The sequence below is a fragment of the Agromyces sp. NPDC058110 genome (genome assembly GCF_042884735.1).
Lineage (GTDB): Bacteria > Actinomycetota > Actinomycetes > Actinomycetales > Microbacteriaceae > Agromyces.
This window is the reverse complement of the sequence record NZ_JBHVTI010000002.1, coordinates 84,153-104,525: the sequence shown is the minus strand read 5'-3', so window position 1 is coordinate 104,525 and position 20,373 is coordinate 84,153. Positions and strand designations below refer to the sequence as shown.

The window sequence follows — 20,373 nt, the reverse complement described above, 5'->3', positions numbered from 1 at the left end:
TGCCGCGGCGCCGGTGCCGAGGCATCCGACCGCCCTCTCAGAAGGGGCCGGCAACGACGAACGGCTCCGGCGGAATCCCGCCGGAGCCGTTCGCGTCGATCGGCGTCGCCGATCAGCGCTTGTAGTTCGGCGCCTCGACCACGATCTGCACGTCGTGCGGGTGCGACTCCTTGAGGCCCGCCGCAGTGATGCGCACGAACTTGCCCTTGGCCTTAAGCTCGGCGATGGTGTGCCCGCCCACGTAGAACATCGACTGGCGGAGGCCGCCGACCAGCTGGTGGGTGACGGCCGCGACCGAACCGCGGTACGCGACCTGGCCCTCGATGCCCTCGGGGATGAGCTTGTCGTCGCTCGGCACGTCGGCCTGGAAGTAACGGTCCTTCGAGTACGAGGTGTTCTTGCCGCGCGTCTGCATCGCGCCGAGCGAGCCCATGCCGCGGTAGAGCTTGAACTGCTTGCCGCCCTGGAACACGACGTCGCCGGGCGACTCGTCGGTGCCGGCGAGCAGCGAACCGATCATGACGGTGTCGGCACCCGCGACGAGCGCCTTGGCGATGTCGCCCGAGTACTGCAGGCCGCCGTCGGCGATGATCGGCACCCCGGCCTCGCGCGCCGCGAGGTACGACTCGTAGATGGCCGTGACCTGGGGAACGCCGACGCCGGCGACGATGCGCGTGGTGCAGATCGAGCCGGGCCCGACGCCCACCTTCACGGCGTCGACTCCGGCGTCGATGAGCGCCTGGGCGCCCTCGCGGGTCGCGGCCTGGCCGCCGATGACGTCGATGTGGTCGAAGGTCGGGTCGGCCTTGATGCGCTTGACCATGTCGATCACGCCGGCCGAGTGGCCGTTGGCGGTGTCGACGACGATGACGTCGACACCCGCGTCGCGCAGCGCCTCTGCGCGCTCCCACGCGTCGCCGAAGAAGCCGATCGCGGCACCGACGCGCAGACGCCCCTCGGCGTCCTTCGTGGCGTTCGGGTACTGCTCGGACTTGTCGAAGTCCTTGACCGTGATGAGGCCCGTGAGGCGTCCCTCGTCATCGACGAGGGGCAGCTTCTCGACCTTGTGCTTCGCGAAGATCGCGAGCGCCTCGTCGGGATTCATGCCCACGCGACCCGTGATGAGCGGCGCCTTCGTCATGACGTCGGCCACCCTGGTGGTCGACTTCTCGAACTCGGAGACGAAGCGCATGTCGCGGTTCGAGATGATGCCCACGAGGATGCCGTCGTCCTCGACGACCGGCAGGCCGCTCACGCGGTAGGTCGCGCAGAGGGCGTCGACCTCGGCGACCGTCGCATCGGGTGTCGTCGTGACGGGGTTCGAGACCATGCCCGACTCGCTGCGCTTCACGCGGTCGACCATGTCGGCCTGGTCGGCGATCGAGAGGTTGCGGTGCAGGATGCCGATGCCGCCCTGCCTGGCCATGGCGATCGCCATGCGCGCCTCGGTCACCGTGTCCATGGCCGCCGACAGCAGCGGCGTCGCCACGGTGATGCGGCGGGTGAGCCGCGAACTCGTGTCGGCCTCGCTCGGGATCACGTCGGTGGGCCCGGGGAGCAGCAGCACGTCGTCGTACGTGAGTCCGATGAATCCGAACGGGTCGTGCTGTTCCATTGGGGCGCCCCTTTTATCGCGTGGTCGGCATCGAAGTGCACCGCCGGCGCGAAGGGCCTTGCACGGTGTCTACCGAGTCTAATCGAGGCGGCGCTGGGAGTATTCCCCGCGCGCGCACGAGCGTGGGAGCGCGCGGGAGCGTACGCGCGAGCGGTGCGCGCAGGTCCCGTGCGCGAGATCGCCCCGTGCCGCACGTCCGTTGCGTTTCTCACGATTCGGCTGCGGTTCCCGAACGTGGGGCATGCGAAACACGGACGACACACTACGCTCATAACGTCTCCTTCACGGTCGATGGGACTCCTGTCGCCGTGGTGTCCCAACCTGGAGGTTTCGTGAGATCCCCATCCCCTGCCGTCGCGTACCCACCCGGTCGCATGATCAGGCTGCTCGGCGCCATCATCGCCGTCACAGCTGCCATGCTCGGCGTCTTCGCATTGACCGCTTCACCCGCCATGGCCGCCGAGGGCGACCCGTACCGCATCAGCGGCAACGTCCAACTCGACGGCGAACCCCTCGAGGGCGTGAAGCTCACGATCGACGGGCCGGGCGGTGAACAAGAGGTCGAGACCGACGAGAACGGCCAGTGGCGCGTGAGCGTGCCCGAGAAGGACGACTACACCGTCACGCTCGACGAGGAGACCCTCCCCGAGGGCATCGCGGTCGTCGACCCCGAAGACGACAGCCCGAACGAGAAGGACGTCACGGTGGGCGCCGGTGGGCGCGTGACCGTGAACTTCTTCATCGGCGAGGGCGAGCGCAACGTCACCAGCATCTGGGACCAGTTCATCCAGCGCTTCGTGCAGGGCATCAACTTCGGCCTCATGCTCGCGCTCGCGGCCGTCGGCCTCTCGCTCGTGTTCGGCACGACCGGGATCTCGAACTTCGCGCACGGCGAGATGGTCACGTTCGGCGCGGTCGCGGCATCCTTCCTGGTGAGCGCCGGGTCGATGGCGCTCCCGCTCTGGATCGGGCTCCCGCTCGCCGTCGTGCTCAGCGCGGGCCTCGGCCTCCTGCTCGACGTAATCCTGTGGCGGCCGCTGCGGCGCAAGCGCGTCGGCGTGGTGCAGCTCATGATCGTGAGCATCGGCCTCTCGCTCGCCATGCGGTACACCTTCCAGTTCTTCATCGGCGGCGGCACGACGCAGCTGCCGTACGCGACCGCGCCGAAGATGTCGTTCGGGCCGATCCAGCTGAGCGGCATCGACATCGCGTCGATCGCGATCTCGGTCATCGTGATCGTCGGCTTCGCCATCTGGCTCACGCGCTCCCGTCTCGGCAAGGCCACCCGCGCGATCAGCGACAACCCGTCGCTGGCCTCGGCATCCGGCATCGACGTCGACCACGTCGTGCGCGTCGTCTGGATCATCGCCGGCGCACTCGCCGGCCTCGCGGGCATCCTCTACGCGTACTACCGCCCGGGCATCAAGTGGGACATGGGCGCGCAGGTGCTGCTGCTGATGTTCGCCGCGGTCACCCTCGGCGGTCTCGGCACGGCCTACGGCGCCCTCATCGGCTCGCTCATCGTGGGCGTGATCGTCGAGGTGTCGGGCCTCTGGATCCCCGACGACCTCAAGTACGCGGGTGCCCTCGTCATCCTCATCGTCATCCTGCTGTTCCGGCCACAGGGCATCCTGGGCCGACGAGAGAGAATCGGTTAGGCGCGCATCATGGACTGGCTTCAGATTCTCTCCAACACGGCATCGTCGATCCTCAGCCCGGCGACGATCGGCTACGCGCTCGCGGCCCTCGGCCTCGCGGTGCACTTCGGCTACGCGGGCCTGCTCAACATGGGCATCGCGGGCTTCATGGCCATCGGCGCGTACGGCTACGCCATCTCGATCCTCACGTTCGACCTGCCCTGGTGGCTCGCCGCGATCATCGGCCTCGCGGCCGCCGCGGTCTTCGCCCTCATCCTCGGTGTGCCGACCCTGCGACTGCGAGGCGACTACCTCGCGATCGTGACGATCGCGGCCGCCGAGGTCGTCCGCCTGCTGTTCCTGACGACCGCGTTCGACGAGGTCACCGGGTCGGCCGACGGCCTGAGCGGCTACCACGCGAGCTTCCGCGGCGACAATCCGCTGCCGCAGGGCACGTACGGCATCGGCCCGTGGACCTACAACGAGAACGACTGGTGGGTCCGCATCCTCGGCCTCGTCACGCTCGGCCTCGCGGTGCTCGTCGTCTGGATGCTCATGCGCAGCCCGTGGGGCCGCGTGCTCAAGGGCATCCGCGAAGATGAAGACGCCGTGCGCGCGCTGGGCAAGAACGCCTTCTCGTACAAGCTGCAGGCGCTCGTGCTCGGTGGCGTGCTCGCGGCGGCCGGCGGCATCGTCTACGCCCTGCCCTCGGCGGTCAGCCCCGGCGTGTACGTGACCTCGCTCACGTTCTTCGTCTGGACGGCGCTGCTGCTCGGCGGCGCGGCGACGGTCTTCGGCCCGCTGCTCGGCTCGCTCATCTTCTGGGTGCTGCAGACCTTCCTCAGCAACTTCCTGCCGGCACTCGTGCAGGCGGGCGTGCTGCCGTTCATGACGCAGATCCAGGCAGGCACCCTGCGCTTCATCCTCGTGGGTGTCGCGCTCATGCTGCTCGTGATCTTCATGCCGCAGGGCCTCCTCGGCAACAAGAAGGAGCTGACCTTTGTCAAGTGAGATCCCGGCTCCCACCGAGCCCACCACCGACGATGCGGTCGACACGACGACCGCGTCCGCACCCGTCGCCCGCCCCAAGACGACGGGCCTGCACGTCGGAGACGCCAGGCCCGGCGTCGCCAAGGTCGACCCGATCATCGTGGTCGACGGCGTGCGCCGCACCTTCGGCGGCCTCACGGCCGTCGACGTCGAGCACCTCGAGATCCCGCGCAACGCGATCACGGCCCTCATCGGACCGAACGGTGCGGGCAAGACCACGCTGTTCAACCTGCTGACCGGGTTCGATAAGCCCAACGAGGGCACGTGGACCTTCGACGGCCGTTCGATCTCGGGCGTTCCCGCGTTCAAGATGGCCCGCATGGGCCAGGTCCGCACGTTCCAGCTGACCAAGGCCCTCGGCCTGCTCACGGTGCTCGAGAACATGAAGCTCGGCGCCAAGGGCCAGCGCGGCGAGCGGTTCTGGCAGAGCCTGATCCCCGCCGCCTGGCGCGGGCAGGACGCCCAGATCGAGCGGCGCGCCATGGAGCTCCTCGCGAAGTTCAAGCTCGACACCAAGGCACCCGACTTCGCGGCGAGCCTCTCGGGCGGGCAGCGCAAGCTCCTCGAGATGGCGCGAGCGCTCATGAGCGACCCCAAGCTCGTGATGCTCGACGAGCCGATGGCCGGCGTCAACCCGGCGCTCACCCAGTCGCTGCTCGACCACATCCTCGACCTGAAGGACGAGGGCATGACCGTGCTCTTCGTCGAGCACGACATGCACATGGTCCGCCACATCGCCGACTGGGTGGTCGTGATGGCCGAGGGCAAGGTGGTCGCCGAGGGTGATCCGTACACCGTGATGCAGGATCCTGCCGTGATCGACGCCTACCTCGGCGCGCACCAGGAGCTCGACCTCGGGGTCGTGACCGGCCGTGTCGCGGCCGAAGAGGCCGACCCGACGACGGATGCCTCGGCATCCGAGTCGGTCGACGCCGACGAGCTCGCCAACGCGGGCGTCGCCGAAGCCGAAGCCGAGTTCGGCGACGGCAGCAAGGAGAAGGACCAGTGACCGACGTGACCGCGACCCGCACGCCCGTCGTCTTCATCGACGACGTGCACGCGGGCTACCTGCCCGGGGTCAACATCCTGAACGGATGCTCCCTCGTCGCCGAACAGGGCGAACTCATCGGCATCATCGGCCCGAACGGCGCCGGCAAGTCGACGCTGCTCAAGGCGATCTTCGGCCAGGTGAACATCCGCCAGGGCACGATCTCGCTCGAGGGCGAGGACATCACGGGCCTCAAGGCGAACAAGCTCGTCGGACGCGGCGTCGGGTTCATCCCCCAGACGAACAACGTGTTCCCGAGCCTGACCATCGAGGAGAACCTGCAGATGGGGCTCTTCCAGCGCCCCGGCATCTACAAAGAGCGCCTCGAGTTCGTCACGGGCATCTTCTCGGAGCTCGGCAAGCGGCTGAAGCAGCGCGCCGGATCGCTCTCGGGCGGCGAGCGCCAGATGGTGGCCATGAGCCGGGCGCTCATGATGGACCCGAAGGTGCTCCTGCTCGACGAGCCCTCCGCCGGCCTCTCCCCCGTGCGTCAGGACGAGGCGTTCATCCGCGTCTCCGAGATCAACAAGGCGGGGGTGACCTGCATCATGGTCGAGCAGAACGCTCGTCGATGCCTGCAGATCTGCGACCGCGGGTACGTGCTCGACCAGGGCCGCGACGCCTACACGGGCACCGGCCGCGAGCTGCTGAACGACCCGAAGGTCACCGAGCTCTACCTCGGCACGCTCGGCAAGTAGCCGACGACCGAACACCCGAACGGCGGGTCCTCGCGAGAGCGAGGGCCCGCCGTTTCGCGTCGCCGCCGGCCGGCCCCTTGAGCCCCTTCTGCGCGGAACGCCCACGCTGCCGCTAAACGCCACGGGCGGCACAGCGCATGCGCCCGCCGCCGCGCGGGAGGACGCAGTCGGGAAGGCGCAGTCGGCGTGCAAAGGCCGCACAGGGCGCCTCCGCCACGCGACCGGCCCGGTTCATCCTCCGCGAGGCCCGGGCTGCTTTGGACGTGCAGGGACGCACCGAACCTGACTGGCGGCCGGTCCGCCGGAATGCTCGGCCGCCGACACCAGGCGCTGGTCGGCCGGAGGCACGCGCTGACACACGACCCCGCCTGCCGGGGACGGACGGCCGAACACCGCCCGGGCCTGCCGCGGACGCCCGGCCTCCAAACGCAGCCGGGGCCTCATCACCCGTCGCAGGCATCCCCAGCCCGCAGCGGCTCCGCTCCGGGACGCTCGGGGTTCGCCGGGCCCGAGGGGGCCGTCGACCGCGAGACGTCCGCGAGCGCGCGTCGAGCGGGCGCACGAAAGGGCCCCGGTCCGAAGACCGGGGCCCTTCCGTGTTCGGGTCGGACTGAGTCTGACTCAGCCCTCGTACGCGACGTAGTTGTTGTCGTCGCCGTACTGGTAGATGCCGATCGACGCCTCGGTCGGGTCGCCGACCTCGTCGAACGTGATCGGACCGGAGATGCCGTCGTAGTCGGCCGTGCCGCCACCGACGATGATGTCCGCGCACTCGGCGTACGTGGAGCACTTCTCGCCGTCGCCCGAGCCACCGGAGACCTCGATCAGCTTCTCGGCGATCGCGGCCGGGTCGGTCGAGTTCGCGGCGAGCGATGCGAGGGCCAGCAGCACCGTGGCGTCGAAGGACTCGGCAGCGTAGCTGTAGTCCTCGAGTGCCGGGGTGCCTTCTTCTTCGAGGAACGTGTCGAGCTCACCGGTGAAGTCCGAGATCGAGTCGATCGTCAGACCCGGCAGCGTGCCCTTGGCGCCCGTGAGGGAGCCGGCGGGGAACGCGTCGGCGAAGTTCTTCAGGTTGCCGTCGACGAAGTAGAGCTTGTCGGCCGGGAACGCCCCGAAGAGGCTGGGGAGGATGGTCGAGACCTCGTCGAACGTCACCAGTGCGATGGCGTCGGGGTCGGCCGCGAGGACCTCGCTGACCTGCGCGTCGAACGTCGTGTCACCCGTGTTGTACGTGGGCGCCGCGACGACCTCGCCACCGGCGGCCTCGAAGGCCTCGGTGATGTACTTCGCGAGACCGGTGCCGTACGAGTCGTTCAGCACGATGAGGCCGAGCGTCTGGTTGCCGTCTTCGGCGATCAGGTTGCCGAGGACCTCGCCCTGGAGCACGTCGGACGGAGCCGTGCGGAAGTACAGGCCGTTGTCGTCGTACGTGGTGAACGCGTCGGACGTGTTGGCCGGCGAGAACTGGATGACGCCGGCACCGACGACCTGGTCGATGAACTGGAGCGAGGTGCCCGACGACGCCGCGCCGATGATGGCGGAGACGTCCTCGCCGAGGAGGCGGGGGATCTCGGTCTCGTAGGCCTTGTTGTCGGTGTCGCCCGAGTCGCCGTAGACGACGTCGAGGCTCAGCCCGGTGTCGGCCGTGGCGGCGTTGATCTGCGACGTCGCGTACGCCACGCCGGCCTCTTCGGGCGGGCCGAGGAAGGCCAGGTTGCCGGTCTGGGGCAGGGCCGTGCCGATGGTGAGGGCCAGCTCGTCGCGCTGGCCCGAGCCGCCCTCCGATCCGGAATCGGTCTCGCCGCTCGCGCAGGCGGAGAGGAGGAGGGCGCTCGTCGCGGCGACCGCGACCCCTGCCCAGACCTTGCCGCGCGAACGAGCGGGTCGGGACGTGCCGAATACGCTCATGTTGCTCCTTGGGACTGAAGGATTGTTTCAAACCAGCGGGCTGAGGCTCGCCGTTCTGTCACAGTATTCGGCGAGCGGCCCCGTGCAAAGGAATCCCGGTCACAACCCGATAACACTGTCCGAAGTGTTACCTCGCCGTCACAATTCGATCGTCGAGGGGCGTTCTCACGCAGGAATCCACCGTCGGCGTTGCCTCCGGCGGCCCCGGTTCGGGGGGGTGACGCATGCACGGCGGTCGCGGACGGACGGCCAGCCGCCCGGCGGCTGAGGCGAGCGATCGGCCGCGCCGCGGCATCCGTCGGTCAGGTGAGGTCGACGACCTGACGCCTCGCTGCGCGCGCGCCCCGCACGAGGTCGAAGGTCAGCACGACGAGCGCGAGCCAGACGAGCCCGAACCCGACCCACCGCTCGGGCGGCATGGGCTCCTGCAGCACGACGACGCCCACGATGAACTGGATGAACGGCGCGAAGTACTGGATGAATCCCATGTAAATGAGGGGCAGGCGGCGCGCGGCCGCCGCGAACAGGAGCAGCGGCACCGCGGTCACCGCTCCGGCGCACAGCAGGAGCACCGCATGCCAGGCGCTCGACGTGCCGAGGGTGAGCCCCGAGGTCGACCCGACGACCACGAGGATCACGACGGCGATGGGCGTGAGCCAGGCCGTCTCGAGCGTGAGCCCCGAGACGGCGTCGACCTTCGGGCCCACGCGCTTCTTGATGAGCCCGTACGTGCCGAACGAGAACGCGAGCACGAGCGCGATCCAGGGCAGCTGCCCGTAGCCGACCGCCAGCACCACGACGGCGACGATCGAGATGCCGACGGCGATCCACTGCGTGACGTTCAGGCGCTCGCGCAGCACGAGCACGCCGAGGAAGACCGTGACGATCGGGTTGATGAAGTAGCCGAGCGCGGCCTCGACGACCTGGCCCGACACCGTCGCGTAGACGTAGGTCTGCCAGTTGACGTAGATCAGGGCTCCGGCGAGGCCCATCGTCAGCACGATGCGGCGATCGCGCAGCAGGGTGCCGAACGGCCTCCACGAACGGGTCACCGTGAGCAGCAGCACGCAGAACACGAGGGACAGCACGACCCGCCATCCGACGATCTCGAACGGTCCGGAGGGCGCGAGTGCGATGAAGTAGATCGGCAGGAAGCCCCAGAGCACGTACGAGCCGATCGCGTAGGCGAGGCCCGGGCGGCTGAGCGTGCTCCCGGTCGAGGCGGTGTCGGCGATCGCGGGGCGGGTGCTGGAGCTCACCGGTCAACCGTACGCCTGCCGTCGCACGCGTCGACGCCGCGCGACTGCCGTCGTCCGACGAGATCCGGCCGTCGTCGGTCTCGGCACCCGCCGCTCGGCACTCGCCGCTCACCACCCGCCGGGACGCGACGAGGCCCGGATGCCGTCTGGCATCCGGGCCTCGGAAAGCGCGGGTCGAACTAGCGGACGACGACCGCGAGCACGTCGCGGGCCGACAGCACGAGGAAGTCCTCGCCGCCGAACTTGACCTCGGTTCCGCCGTACTTGGAGTAGATCACCTTGTCGCCGACTGCGACGTCGAGCGGAACGCGGTTGCCGTTGTCGTCGATGCGGCCGGGGCCGACCGCGATGACTTCACCCTCCTGGGGCTTCTCCTTGGCGGTGTCGGGGATGACCAGACCCGATGCGGTGGTCTGCTCTGCCTCGACCTGCTTGATGACGATGCGGTCCTCGAGCGGCTTGATGGAAACCGACACGGTTGCCCCTTCTCTCAATGAAGAAAACTGTCTTGATGAAGACTGGTTAGCAGCCTCAACGCGAGAGTGCTAATAGAAGTCTAGGCGCGATTTGGCACTCGTGCAACGTGAGTGCCAACCCGTCGGAGCGGGGTGCTAGCGTGGCCGGGTGGACCGCTCCGAGCTCGTCGAACTGCTCTCCCCCGAAGGCCTGCGACTGCTCGACTCGCTGCCCGAGTGGCACGCCAAGACCGACATCGTCGCCGCCGTCTCCGACCTCCGCCGCCAGGGGCACTCCCCCTCGCTCGTGGCCGCCGTGCTCACGCAGTCCAAGCTCCGCGCCAAGGCGAAGGCCAAGTTCGGCGAGTTCGCCGAGCGCATGCTCTTCACCGAGGCCGGCCTCGAACAGGCCACGCGGCTGCAGGTCGCCGCGCTGCACGCCGGACGCTTCGCCCGCGCCGGCATCCGCCACGTCGCCGACCTCGGCTGCGGCATCGGCGGCGACTCGCTCGCCCTCTCGGCCGTCGACCTCGAGGTGACGGCCGCCGAGGCCGACGAGGTCACGGCCACGATCGCCGCGTTCAACCTCGCACCGTTCGACAAGGCGCGCGTGCTGCACACCACGGCAGAGGAAGTGCACCTCGGCGGCATCGGCGGGGCGTGGCTCGACCCCGCGCGGCGCGTCACGAGCGGCGGGCGCACGCGCAGGCTCTCGGATGCCGCGGACTACACCCCGAGCCTCGACTTCGCGTTCGGCCTGGCCGACCGCATGGCCGTCGGCGTGAAGCTCGGCCCCGGCACCGACCGCGACGTGATCCCAGCCGGCGCCGAGGCGCAGTGGGTCTCGGTCGGCGGCGACGTCGTCGAACTCGGCGTCTGGTTCGGCCAGGTCGCACGACCGGGCATCGGTCGTGCCGCCCTGGTCGTCGGCGAACGCGGCGCCGACGAGCTCACCGCGGCCGCCGACAGCGAAGACGCTCCGGTCGGCCCGCTCGGCGACTACCTCTACGAGCCCGACGGCGCCGTGATCCGCGCGCGGCTCATCGGCGATCTCGCCCGCGCCCACGGCGCGTGGATGCTCTCCGACGGCATCGCCTACCTGACCGGCGACACCGCATTCGACTCGCCGTTCGCCCAGGGCTTCCGGGTGATCGAGCGGCTGCCGGTCGACGAGCGCCAGCTGCGGCAGGCCCTGCGCGCACGCGGCATCGGCACGCTCGAGATCAAGAAGCGCGGCATCGACGTCGACCCCGCCGTGCTGCGCACGAAGCTCAAGCTGCAGGGCGAGGCATCCGCGACCCTCGTGCTGACCCGTGAGGAGGGGCGCCACGTCGCGCTGCTCGTCGAGCGTCTCCCGCGCTGACACACTCACCCGCTGGGCCGCTGACCCGCTGGACCGCCGTGCCGCCGTGCCGCACACGCTCGAGTCGGCTGTCGTCGCGGGCGATCAGATCTGCAGCGTGTCGAAGACGATCGCGTAGTAGCCGATCCAGACCGCCGAGAAGACGAGGCCGCCGACCCCCGTGCCGATCGCGACGAAGGCGAGCGTGCGCCCGGTCTCCTCGCGCCGCAGGCCGAGCACGCCGAAGATGATCGCGACGATGGACAGCGGCAGCATCCAGCCGACGAAGAGCGACGCGGCGGCGCCGATCACGCCGAGGACGGCGCCGACCCAACTGTAGACGCGACGCTGGGTCTCCTCCTCCTCGACCTCTTCGGATGCCTCGGCGAACGCCTCGGGCCGGTGCACGATGAGCAGCTGGCCCGTCGGAACGGTGCGCAGCTCGCCGGTGTCGAGCGGCATGTCCCACCTGCTCGGTGCGACGGCCATCGGCACCGACGCGCCATCGGCCGTCGGCGCGGCGGACCTGAGCGCCGCCTCGTCGATCGGAGGCTGCGCAGGCCCGGTTCCGGATGCCTCGTCGGAGGCATCCGGAACCGTGCGCGGTCGCGCTGGCTCTGCGGGCAGGTCGGTCACGGTCAGTAGTAGTAGACCGAATTCGACGCCGACGCGAAGATGATCGCCCAGAACAGCAGCGAGATGAGACCGATCGCGACGCCCACGAAGCCGAGGATGATGCCCGTGAGCCACATGCCCTTTGCCGCGGGCTCGCGCTTGCGGCCGATGAAGCCGAGCACGACGGCCGCGGCGGGGATGAAGAGCTGCATGATGCCCCCGACGAACGGGATGAACACCACGAAGAAGCCGACGAGGCCCACGATGCCCGCGATGAGCGAGATCAGGCTGTAGACCGGCGTGGACTTCGCGGGCGCACCCGACTGGTAGGGGTTCGCCGCCGCAGGTGCACCGTACGCGGGTGTCGCCGCGGGGGCGCCGTACGCGGATGCAGCCGGCGGCACGGGCGGCGCGGGCGGAACCGCGGCACCGTAGGCCGGGGGCGCAGCGGGCGCACCGCCGTACGACTGCCCCGCCGCGGGCGGCGTCGGAGCGCCGTAGGCCGGCGGCGCCGGAGGAGCGGGCGGAGCCGGGGGCTCGGGTGCGGCGGGCGGCGTCGGAGCGCCGGGCACCTCGGGCACGCTCGGCGCGTCGGGCACGTCTGGCGTGGACGCCGCCGCGTCGGCACTCGCCGAGGACGCGGCCTCGGATGCCGCCGCCGCGCCGGACGCGTCGGGAGCCTTCGCGTCGGCGCCGTCGGCCGGAACGTTGGGATCGCTCATGGTTCGACCTTTCGTGGGGTGAGTTCGATCAGTACGTCGTGTAGGTGCCGTACGACGCGGCGATCGCGAAGAGCACGATGAAGACGATCGTGAGGATGATCGAGATCACGAGACCGATGTAGCCGATCACGAGCCCCGCGATGGCCATGCCGCGACCCTGTTCGCCGGTCTTCTTGATCTGGCTGATGGAGATGTGCCCGCAGACGATGCCGACGATGAAGCCGATGCCCGTGAAGAAGCCGACGAGCGAGGCGACGAGCGAGACGATCGCGAGCACGTTGGTCTTGGCCGGGGTCGGCGCTCCGTACGCGGGTGCCGAGGTATCGTAGGCTCCCCCGTAGGCGGGAGCGGCGGGCGGCGCGCCGGGAGCCGGCGCCTCCGGGGCCGTGTAGGCGGGCGGGGCTGCAGGCGCCGCCGGAGCAGCGGGCGCGGGCGGGGCCGCAGGAACCTCGGGCGCTGCGGGAACCTCGGGCGTCTGGTCGGACTTGTTGGGAAGGTTCGGGTCGCTCACGGTGATCTCCTCGATGCTGTACCGGCCACGATGGGACAACCGTGTCGGCTCGAATGCGTGCAGGAGCGACATCCGCCCCCGTTCGTCACTTTAGCGCTGTCGCAGGATCGCGCGCACCCCACGCCGTCGACGGCACGGCGCGGCCGTCGGCCGGTCAGGCGACCTGCACCTCGGTCGCCGGCAGCGTCGAGTCGGCCCCGAACGCGAGGCCGGACGGCTCGTGGCCGGCCATGATGAGCTGCGAGCCGAGTGCGGCGATCATGGCGCCGTTGTCGGTGCAGAGCGACAGCGGCGGGATGCGCAGGTCGATGCCCGCGGCCTCCGCGCGCTCCCGTGCGAGCTCGCGCAGGCGCGCATTGGCGACCACGCCGCCGCCGAGCAGCAGGCGCGGCACGCCGAGGTCGACGCAGGCGGCGATCGCCTTGGTGACGAGCACGTCGGCGACGGCCTCCCGGAAGCTCGCCGCGACATCGGCGACGGGCACCGGCTCGCCGGCCGCCTCGCGCTGCTCCACCCACCTGGCGACCGCGGTCTTCAGGCCCGAGAAGCTGAAGTCGTAGCGGTGCGCCGCCTGGTCCTTCGGCTGGGTGAGGCCGCGCGGGAACCGGATCGCGTTCGGGTCGCCGCCGACGGCCGCCCGGTCGATCTCGGGCCCGCCCGGATAGGGCAGCCCGAGCACGCGCGCGACCTTGTCGAACGCCTCGCCCGCGGCGTCGTCGATGGTCTCGCCGAGCAGCTCGACATCGGCGACGAGATCGCGCACGAGCAGCAGCGACGTGTGCCCGCCCGAGACGAGCAGTGCGACGGTCGGCGTCTCGAGCGGCGCCTCGGCGTCGAGCAGGTCGGCGCCGACGTGGCCGACGAGGTGGTTGACGGCGTAGATCGGCTTCTCGAGGGAGAGCGCGAGCGCCTTCGCCGCACCGACGCCGACCATGAGCGCTCCGGCGAGGCCGGGCCCGCTCGTCACGGCGACCGCGTCGAGCTCGTCGAGCGTGACGCCGGATGCCGCGAGCGCGGCGTCGATGCTGGGCCCGAGCGCCTCGAGGTGGGCGCGGGCCGCGACCTCGGGCACCACGCCGCCGTAGCGCGCATGCTCGTCCATCGACGAGGCGATGACGTTCGCGAGGAGCTCGGTTCCGCGCACGATGCCGACGCCGGTCTCGTCGCACGAGGTCTCGATGCCGAGCACGAGCGGGGCTTCGCGGTTCACCGGGCACCTCCGGTCGACGGGGCCGGTCTCGACGTGGCCGGCCCCGATGCGGCCGGCCTCGAGGCCGTTCCGGATGCCGCGCGGCCGCCGTGCCGTGCACCGCTCGCGTCGGAGGCGGGCTGCGCCACGGCCTCGGGCACGTCGAGCCGCATGCTGATCGCATCGACGCCGTCGGGCTGGTAGTAGCCCTTGCGCACGCCGATCTCGACGAAGCCGAGCGAGTCGTAGAGGGACTTGGCGATCGGGTTGTCGGCGCGCACCTCGAGGAAGACCCGGGCGACGCGCATGCGACGGGCGTGGGTGATGAGCGCGTGCATGAGGCCGCGCCCGAGGCCCACGCCGCGGGTGAACGGGGCGACCGCGATGGTCTGCACGTCGGCGTCGCCGGTGCCGGCCGGCGCGTACAGGCCCGCGTAGCCCATCAGGCGCCGTTCGGGCTCGGCCTCCTCGTCGACCGCGACGAGGTAGTACCCGTGCTCGCCCGAGATCTCGGCGCGCATCAGGTCTTCGGACCAGGCGTCGGTGACGAAGGTCTCGCGCTCGAGCGCCATGATCGCGTCGACGTCGGCGGGCCGCGCCCTTCGCATGAGCACGCTCACCGCAGCACCCGCTTTCCGGCAGAGGGCGTCACGTCGGGCGCCCGGAGGTAGAGGGGGGCGTCGCCCGTGAGCGGCAGCCTGCCCGAGGCGAAGGCGAACTCGGCGACCATGCCGATGCCGCCGGCCGAGACGATCGTGGCGTCGAGGCGCGTGCCCGTGCGTTCGGGCACCGCGTCGCGCGGGTGCAGCTCGGGCCCGTGCACGCGGATCGGCAGGCGGTCGGCATCGACGCCGTCGTAGGCCGACACCGCGAACTCGCGCCGGCGGGCGTCGGTCACGACCTGCATGGGGCCCGAACCGCCGTCGCGGTACCACGTGAACGCGACCGCGTCGTGGCTGACCACGGGCACGAAGGGCTTGCGGATGCCGAGCGCGAACGCGTGCGCCGCGGCGATGCCGACGCGCAGGCCGGTGAACGGCCCGGGGCCCATGCCCGCGGCGACACCCGACAGGCGGGCGGGCCGAACATTCGCGGACTCGAGCGCCTCGCGGATGAGTTCGCCCACGACCTCGGCGTGCCGCATGGTGTCGGCCGTGCCGACCTCGGCGATCACGCCGGCGTCGTGGTCGACGACGGCGACGCTCGTGCCCGTCGAGGTGTCGATCGCGAGCAGCATGCCTCAAGCCTACCGAGCGTCGGCGTAGGCGGTGCCCGCCCAGCGCGGTCCGAAGCCGCGCACCGTGACGACGCGCGGCTCGTCGGCGCCCAGCGACTCGGCGTCGGACGCGTCGCCGCCCGGCGCGCCGGTCGCGGCACCGGGCTCGCCCGCGGCATCCGGCACCACGGCGCCGCCCTGCGGACGCTCGATGCCGACCTCGAGCCACGACTCGCTCACGTCGTCGAGGAGCCCGGTGCCCCACTCGACGACCACCACCGAGCGTGCGAAGTCGAGGTCGAGGTCCTCGACCAGCTCGGCGCTGCCGAGGCGGTACGCGTCGACGTGCACGAGCGGAGCGCCGCCGACGAGGCTCGGGTGCGTGCGTGCGAGCACGAAGGTCGGCGACTGCACCGGTCCGCGCACGCCGAGTCCGCCGCCGAGCCCTCTGGTGAGCGTCGTCTTGCCCGCCCCGAGGGGCCCGGAGAGAATGAGCAGGTCGCCGGCGACCAGCCGGGCACCCAGGTCGCGGCCGAACTCCTCCATGGCCGCGGCATCCGCGACCTCGACGCGCATCATGCGCGCGTCCGGTAGGTGCGGGGAACGCGGTGGCCGATGCGCGTGACGATCTCGTACCCGATGGTGTCGGCGGCCGCCGCCCAGTCGTCGGCCGAGGGCGCGCCCGTCTCGGGGTCGCCGAACAGCACGACCTCGTCGCCGACCGAGACGTCGGCGTCGCCCACGTCGACGACGAACTGGTCCATCGCGATCCGGCCGACGATCGGCCGCCTGCGCCCGGCGAGCAGCACCTCGGCACGGCCGGATGCCTGACGCGGGATGCCGTCGGCGTAGCCGAGGGGCACGAGCGCGAGCGTCGTCGGGCGCTCGGCGCGCCAGGTGTGGCTGTACGAGACGCCGACGCCCGCCTCGACCCTGCGCACCGCGGCGACGCACGCGCGCAGGGTCATCACGGGGCGCAGCCCGAGGTCGGCCGAGGTCGTGCCGTCGCCGTAGGGCGGGATGCCGTAGGTGCCGATGCCCGCTCGCACGAGGTCGAACCGCGAGGCGGGCAGGCGCAGGGCCGCGGCGGTCGAGGCCAGGTGGCGCAGCTCGGGGTCGAGCCCGGCGGCGGATGCCCCGGCGAGCGCGTCCTCGAATGCGGCGAGCTGGGCCAGGTCGGCCTCCTCGTCGGTGTTGGCGAGGTGGCTGAAGACGCCCCGCACGCGGATGCGCCCCTGCGCCTCGAGCATGGCCGCGAACGCGACCGCCTCGACCCACTCCTCGGGCGGGACGCCGTTGCGGCTGAGCCCGGTGTCGATCTTGAGGTGCACCGACGCGCGCGCACCCGGCGAACCGACGCTCGCCGCGGCATCCGAGATGCGGCGCAGCTGGTCGATCGACGAGACGCCGAGGTCGACGTCTCGGGCGATGGCCTCGGCGAACGGCGCGTCGGGTCCGTGGAGCCAGGCGAGCACCGGCGCGTCGACGCCCGCGTCGCGGAGCTCGAACGCCTCGTCGAGGTCGGCGACGCCGAGCCACGCTGCACCGCCGTCGAGGGCGGCCCGCGCGACGGCCACGGCGCCGTGGCCGTAGGCGTTCGCCTTCACCACGGCCATGATCGCGGCAGGTGCGACCGCCTCGGCGAGCACGGCGAGGTTCTCGCGCACGGCGTCGAGGTCGACGACCGCCTCGCGGAACGACGCGTTCGCGGCGGGGCGCACGTTCATGCGGTCGCCCCGCTCGCCTCGAGGATGACGAACGCGCTCGCGATGCCGGCGTCGTGGCTCATAGAGAGGTGCACGCGGTCGATGCCGAGCGCGGCGACGTGGTCGGCGAGTCCGCCGCTGAGCGCGAAGTCGGGGTTGCCGTCGGCGTCCTGCACGATCGTCATCTCGTGCCAGCGCACGACGGCGTGACCGCCCAGGGCCTTGATGAGCGACTCCTTGGCCGCGAACCTGGCGGCCAGGGAGCGTGCCGGGCGCCCGCGTTCGCTCTCAGCGAACAGGCGCTCGGCGAGCGCGGGGGTCCGCGCGATCGACCGTTCGAACCGTGCGATGTCGACCACGTCGATGCCGATTCCGACGATCACGCGAACACCCCCGACGAGGTCACTCCACCGTCACCGACTTCGCGAGGTTGCGGGGCTGGTCGACGTCGAGGCCCTTGGCCTGCGAGAGCTCCATCGCGAACACCTGCAGCGGAACGACCGCGAGGAGCGGTTCGAACAGCGGTGCGGCGAGCGGGATCCGGATCACCTCGTCGGCGAACGGCAGCACCGCGGCGTCGCCCTCCTCGGCGATCGCGATGACGCGGGCGCCTCGCGCGCGGATCTCCTGGATGTTCGAGACGACCTTCGGGTGCAGGTGCGCCGAACCGCGCGGGCTCGGCACGACCACGAACACCGGCTGACCGGGCTCGATCAGCGCGATCGGGCCGTGCTTCAGCTCACCGGCGGCGAAGCCCTCGGCGTGGATGTACGCGAGCTCCTTGAGCTTCAGCGCGCCCTCCATGGCGATCGGGTAGCCCACGTGGCGGCCGAGGAAGAGCACCGAGCGGGTGTCGGCCATCCAGTGCGCGAGCTCCGCGACGCGCTCGGACTGGCCGAGGGCGGTCTCGAGCTTCGCGGGGATCGCCTGCAGCTCGGCGAGCGCGTCGGCCAGCACCTCGGGCGAGACGGTGCCGCGCACGCGGGCCAGGTGCAGGCCGAAGAGGTAGAGCGCGGTGATCTGCGCCACGAACGCCTTGGTCGACGCGACCGCGACCTCGGGGCCGGCGTGCGTGTACACGACCGCGTCGGACTCGCGCGGGATCGTCGCGCCCTGCGTGTTGCAGATCGAGATCGTGCGCGCACCCTGCTCGCGGGCGTACTTCACGGCCATGAGCGTGTCCATGGTCTCGCCCGACTGGCTGATCGAGAGCACGAGCGTGCCGTCGTCGATGACCGGCTCCCGATAGCGGAACTCGTGGCTGAGCTCGATCTCGACCGGCACCCGCGCCCACTGCTCGATCGCGTACTTCGCCACCTGGCCGGCGTACGACGCCGTGCCGCACGCGACCACCGTGATGCGGCGCACCGCGCGCAGCTCGTCGTCGCCGAAGGACTCGAGCTCGGGGATGTGCACCTCGCCGTCGGCGATGCGACCGCGGATGGTGTTCGCGACCGCCTCGGGCTGCTCCGCGACCTCCTTGCGCATGAACGACGACCAGCCGCCCTTCTCGGCGGCCGAGGCGTCCCACGCGACCTCGAACGGCTCCACCTCGACGGGCGCGCCGTCGAAGTCGGTGACCGTGACGGCGTCGGCCGTGATCGCGACGATCTGGTCCTGGCCGATCGCGACGGCGCGCTTCGTGTACTCCACGAAGGCCGCGACATCCGACCCGAAGAAGTTCTCGCCCTCGCCGAGCCCGATCACGAGCGGCGAGTTGCGTCGCGCGCCGACCACGAGCCCCGGGGCGTCGCGGTGCACGGCGAGCAGGGTGAACGCGCCCTCGAGGCGGTTCACCACGAGCTGGAACGCCTCGCGCAGGTCGCCCGTGCGGCGCACCTCGCGACCGAGGAGCACGGCGGCCACCTCGGTGTCGGTCTCGGACTCGAACACGTAGCCGTCGTCGACGAGCTCCTGCTTCAGCTCGGCGAAGTTCTCGATGATGCCGTTGTGGATGAGCGCGAGCCGGCCCTCGTCGCCCAGGTGCGGGTGCGCGTTCCGGTCGGTGGGGCCGCCGTGCGTCGCCCACCGGGTGTGCCCGATGCCGGTGCGACCCTCGTGCAGCGGGTGCGCCGCGAGCTCGTCGGCCAGCACCTGGAGCTTGCCGGCGCGCTTGGCCGTCTCGATCGCCCCGTCGTCGTCGACGATGGCGACGCCCGCCGAGTCGTAACCGCGATATTCGAGGCGCTTCAGGCCTCCCATGAGCACGTCGACGCTGCTGCGCTGCCCGACGTATCCGACAATTCCACACATGGGGTCGATTCTACGTGGGCGCGCTCCACGGGGGCTCCACGGGGGCTCCGCGTGGGGCTCCACGGGGGCTCCGCGGGGGCTCCGCGGGGGCTCCGCCGACAGCCCGGCCGGCACGCCGACACTAGACTGTGCGGGTGCCGGATCCGCAGACCTCGTCGACTCCCATCGCGCAGATCTCACCGTTCATCGAGCTCCCCCGCGCAGACTGGTCCGAGCTCGCGCCGTCCGTGCCCGCCCCGCTCAGCGAGACCGAGATCGTGCAGCTCCGCGGGCTCGGCGAACCGCTCGACATGCGCGAGCTCGCCGAGGTGTACCTGCCGCTCAGCAGGCTACTGAACCTCTACGTCGGCGGCACCAAGGCCCTGCGCAATGCGACCGGCGAGTTCCTCCGCGAACGCGTCGAGTCCACTCCGTTCGTCATCGGGGTCGCCGGTTCGGTCGCGGTCGGCAAGTCGACGATCGCGCGCGTGCTGCGCGAACTGCTCGCCAGGTGGGAGCACACCCCGCGCGTCGAGCTCATCACGACCGACGGGTTCCTCTTCCCGAACGCCGAGCTCGAGCGCCGGGGGCTCATGGCGCGCAAGGGCTTCCCCGAGTCGTACGACCGGCGCGCGCTGCTGCGCTTCGTGAGCGAAGTGAAGGCCGGCGCCCCCGAGGTCCGCGCACCCTTCTACTCGCATCTCGCCTACGACATCGTGCCCGACGCGCAGATCACGGTGCGCCGCCCCGACGTGCTCATCGTCGAGGGCCTCAACGTGCTGCAGCCCCCCGGCCCCGGACACCGGCTCGCGGTGAGCGACCTGTTCGACTTCTCGATCTACGTCGACGCCCGCACGAGCGACATCGCACGGTGGTACGAGGAGCGCTTCCTGAAGCTGCAGCGCGGGGCGTTCACGAACCCGCGCTCGTACTTCCACCGCTACGCGAGCCTCACCGAGGAGCAGGCCAGGGCGAGGGCCGGCGAGATCTGGCGCTCGATCAACGAGCCCAACCTGCTGCAGAACGTGCGGCCCACCAGGTCGCGGGCCTCGCTCGTGCTGCGCAAGAGCGCCGACCACACCGTCTCGACCGTGCTGCTGCGCAAGCTCTGACGAACGCACGACGGCCGCGCGCGGCATCCGTGGTCCCGATGATCGGGGACGGATGCCG

General features: G+C 71.0%; 20 protein-coding genes. 6 read left to right on the top strand and 14 right to left on the bottom strand.

What is annotated here, in order from left to right; translation table 11 throughout:
- Positions 1–112: 112 nt before the first annotated feature.
- Entirely contained in the window at positions 113–1,615 is a 1,503-nt protein-coding gene (gene guaB / locus ACFVS8_RS05130; protein ID WP_387058442.1) for an IMP dehydrogenase, read from the bottom strand.
- 374 nt (positions 1,616–1,989) lie between these two features.
- On the opposite strand from guaB, the gene ACFVS8_RS05125 reads away from it, so the two are divergent.
- From ACFVS8_RS05125 to ACFVS8_RS05110, 4 genes are read left to right on the top strand one after another with little or no spacing between them, the layout of a single operon-like run.
- Positions 1,990–3,273, top strand: a complete 1,284-nt coding sequence (locus ACFVS8_RS05125; RefSeq protein ID WP_387058439.1) for a branched-chain amino acid ABC transporter permease — start codon at positions 1,990–1,992, stop codon at positions 3,271–3,273.
- A gap of 9 nt (positions 3,274–3,282) precedes the next feature.
- Entirely contained in the window at positions 3,283–4,263 is a 981-nt protein-coding gene (locus ACFVS8_RS05120) for a branched-chain amino acid ABC transporter permease (RefSeq protein ID WP_387058436.1), read from the top strand.
- On the top strand, positions 4,253–5,311 hold the full coding sequence (locus ACFVS8_RS05115) for an ABC transporter ATP-binding protein (protein WP_387058433.1): 1,059 nt from the start codon (positions 4,253–4,255) through the stop codon (positions 5,309–5,311). Before ACFVS8_RS05120 ends, ACFVS8_RS05115 begins: the two co-directional genes overlap by 11 nt.
- The gene (locus ACFVS8_RS05110) at positions 5,308–6,048 is read left to right on the top strand and encodes an ABC transporter ATP-binding protein (protein WP_387058431.1); all 741 of its coding nucleotides are present in this window, start codon (positions 5,308–5,310) and stop codon (positions 6,046–6,048) included. The genes ACFVS8_RS05115 and ACFVS8_RS05110 overlap by 4 nt, the downstream gene beginning before the upstream one ends.
- Positions 6,049–6,669: 621 nt before the next feature.
- On the opposite strand, the gene ACFVS8_RS05105 is transcribed toward ACFVS8_RS05110, so the two are convergent.
- From ACFVS8_RS05105 to groES, 3 genes are all read right to left on the bottom strand, one after another.
- Positions 6,670–7,956 (bottom strand): ABC transporter substrate-binding protein, encoded by a 1,287-nt coding sequence (locus ACFVS8_RS05105; RefSeq protein ID WP_387058428.1) that lies wholly within the window; start codon positions 7,954–7,956, stop codon positions 6,670–6,672.
- A gap of 302 nt (positions 7,957–8,258) precedes the next feature.
- Positions 8,259–9,191 (bottom strand): EamA family transporter RarD, encoded by a 933-nt coding sequence (rarD, locus tag ACFVS8_RS05100; protein ID WP_387059732.1) that lies wholly within the window; start codon positions 9,189–9,191, stop codon positions 8,259–8,261.
- A gap of 203 nt (positions 9,192–9,394) precedes the next feature.
- Positions 9,395–9,691 (bottom strand): co-chaperone GroES, encoded by a 297-nt coding sequence (gene groES / locus ACFVS8_RS05095; protein ID WP_129190217.1) that lies wholly within the window; start codon positions 9,689–9,691, stop codon positions 9,395–9,397.
- Between the two features lie 148 nt (positions 9,692–9,839).
- Here groES and ACFVS8_RS05090 point away from each other — a divergent pair, with 148 nt between their 5' ends.
- Positions 9,840–11,033: an SAM-dependent methyltransferase gene (locus ACFVS8_RS05090; RefSeq protein ID WP_387058426.1), complete on the top strand. Its 1,194-nt coding sequence runs from the start codon at positions 9,840–9,842 to the stop codon at positions 11,031–11,033.
- Between the two features lie 84 nt (positions 11,034–11,117).
- Here the strand turns inward: ACFVS8_RS05090 and ACFVS8_RS05085 are convergent, their stop codons facing one another.
- The 10 genes from ACFVS8_RS05085 to glmS all read right to left on the bottom strand — a co-directional run bounded on the left by ACFVS8_RS05085 (position 11,118) and on the right by glmS (position 19,224).
- Complete coding sequence (locus ACFVS8_RS05085) at positions 11,118–11,648, bottom strand: DUF4190 domain-containing protein (protein WP_387058423.1); 531 nt, start codon at positions 11,646–11,648, stop codon at positions 11,118–11,120.
- 2 nt (positions 11,649–11,650) lie between these two features.
- The gene (locus tag ACFVS8_RS05080; protein ID WP_387058421.1) at positions 11,651–12,349 is read right to left on the bottom strand and encodes a DUF4190 domain-containing protein; all 699 of its coding nucleotides are present in this window, start codon (positions 12,347–12,349) and stop codon (positions 11,651–11,653) included.
- Positions 12,350–12,377: 28 nt separating this feature from the next.
- Positions 12,378–12,860, bottom strand: a complete 483-nt coding sequence (locus ACFVS8_RS05075) for a DUF4190 domain-containing protein (protein WP_387058419.1) — start codon at positions 12,858–12,860, stop codon at positions 12,378–12,380.
- Positions 12,861–13,014: 154 nt separating this feature from the next.
- Positions 13,015–14,070 (bottom strand): tRNA (adenosine(37)-N6)-threonylcarbamoyltransferase complex transferase subunit TsaD, encoded by a 1,056-nt coding sequence (tsaD, locus tag ACFVS8_RS05070; protein WP_387058417.1) that lies wholly within the window; start codon positions 14,068–14,070, stop codon positions 13,015–13,017.
- Positions 14,067–14,669 carry a ribosomal protein S18-alanine N-acetyltransferase gene (gene rimI / locus ACFVS8_RS05065; RefSeq protein ID WP_387058415.1) on the bottom strand — a complete coding sequence of 201 codons (603 nt, stop codon included), beginning with the start codon at positions 14,667–14,669 and terminating at the stop codon, positions 14,067–14,069. The genes tsaD and rimI overlap by 4 nt, the downstream gene beginning before the upstream one ends.
- Positions 14,666–15,286 carry a tRNA (adenosine(37)-N6)-threonylcarbamoyltransferase complex dimerization subunit type 1 TsaB gene (gene tsaB / locus ACFVS8_RS05060; protein ID WP_387058413.1) on the bottom strand — a complete coding sequence of 207 codons (621 nt, stop codon included), beginning with the start codon at positions 15,284–15,286 and terminating at the stop codon, positions 14,666–14,668. Before tsaB ends, rimI begins: the two co-directional genes overlap by 4 nt.
- Before the next feature lie 9 nt (positions 15,287–15,295).
- Complete coding sequence (tsaE, locus tag ACFVS8_RS05055; RefSeq protein WP_387058410.1) at positions 15,296–15,844, bottom strand: tRNA (adenosine(37)-N6)-threonylcarbamoyltransferase complex ATPase subunit type 1 TsaE; 549 nt, start codon at positions 15,842–15,844, stop codon at positions 15,296–15,298.
- Positions 15,841–16,992: an alanine racemase gene (alr, locus tag ACFVS8_RS05050; protein ID WP_387058407.1), complete on the bottom strand. Its 1,152-nt coding sequence runs from the start codon at positions 16,990–16,992 to the stop codon at positions 15,841–15,843. Before alr ends, tsaE begins: the two co-directional genes overlap by 4 nt.
- On the bottom strand, positions 16,989–17,354 hold the full coding sequence (locus tag ACFVS8_RS05045) for a holo-ACP synthase (RefSeq protein WP_387058404.1): 366 nt from the start codon (positions 17,352–17,354) through the stop codon (positions 16,989–16,991). The genes alr and ACFVS8_RS05045 overlap by 4 nt, the downstream gene beginning before the upstream one ends.
- Positions 17,355–17,373: 19 nt before the next feature.
- Positions 17,374–19,224, bottom strand: a complete 1,851-nt coding sequence (gene glmS / locus ACFVS8_RS05040; RefSeq protein WP_387058401.1) for a glutamine--fructose-6-phosphate transaminase (isomerizing) — start codon at positions 19,222–19,224, stop codon at positions 17,374–17,376.
- Between the two features lie 134 nt (positions 19,225–19,358).
- On the opposite strand from glmS, the gene coaA reads away from it, so the two are divergent.
- Positions 19,359–20,315: a type I pantothenate kinase gene (gene coaA, locus ACFVS8_RS05035; RefSeq protein ID WP_387058398.1), complete on the top strand. Its 957-nt coding sequence runs from the start codon at positions 19,359–19,361 to the stop codon at positions 20,313–20,315.
- The last annotated feature ends 58 nt before the right edge of the window (positions 20,316–20,373 follow it).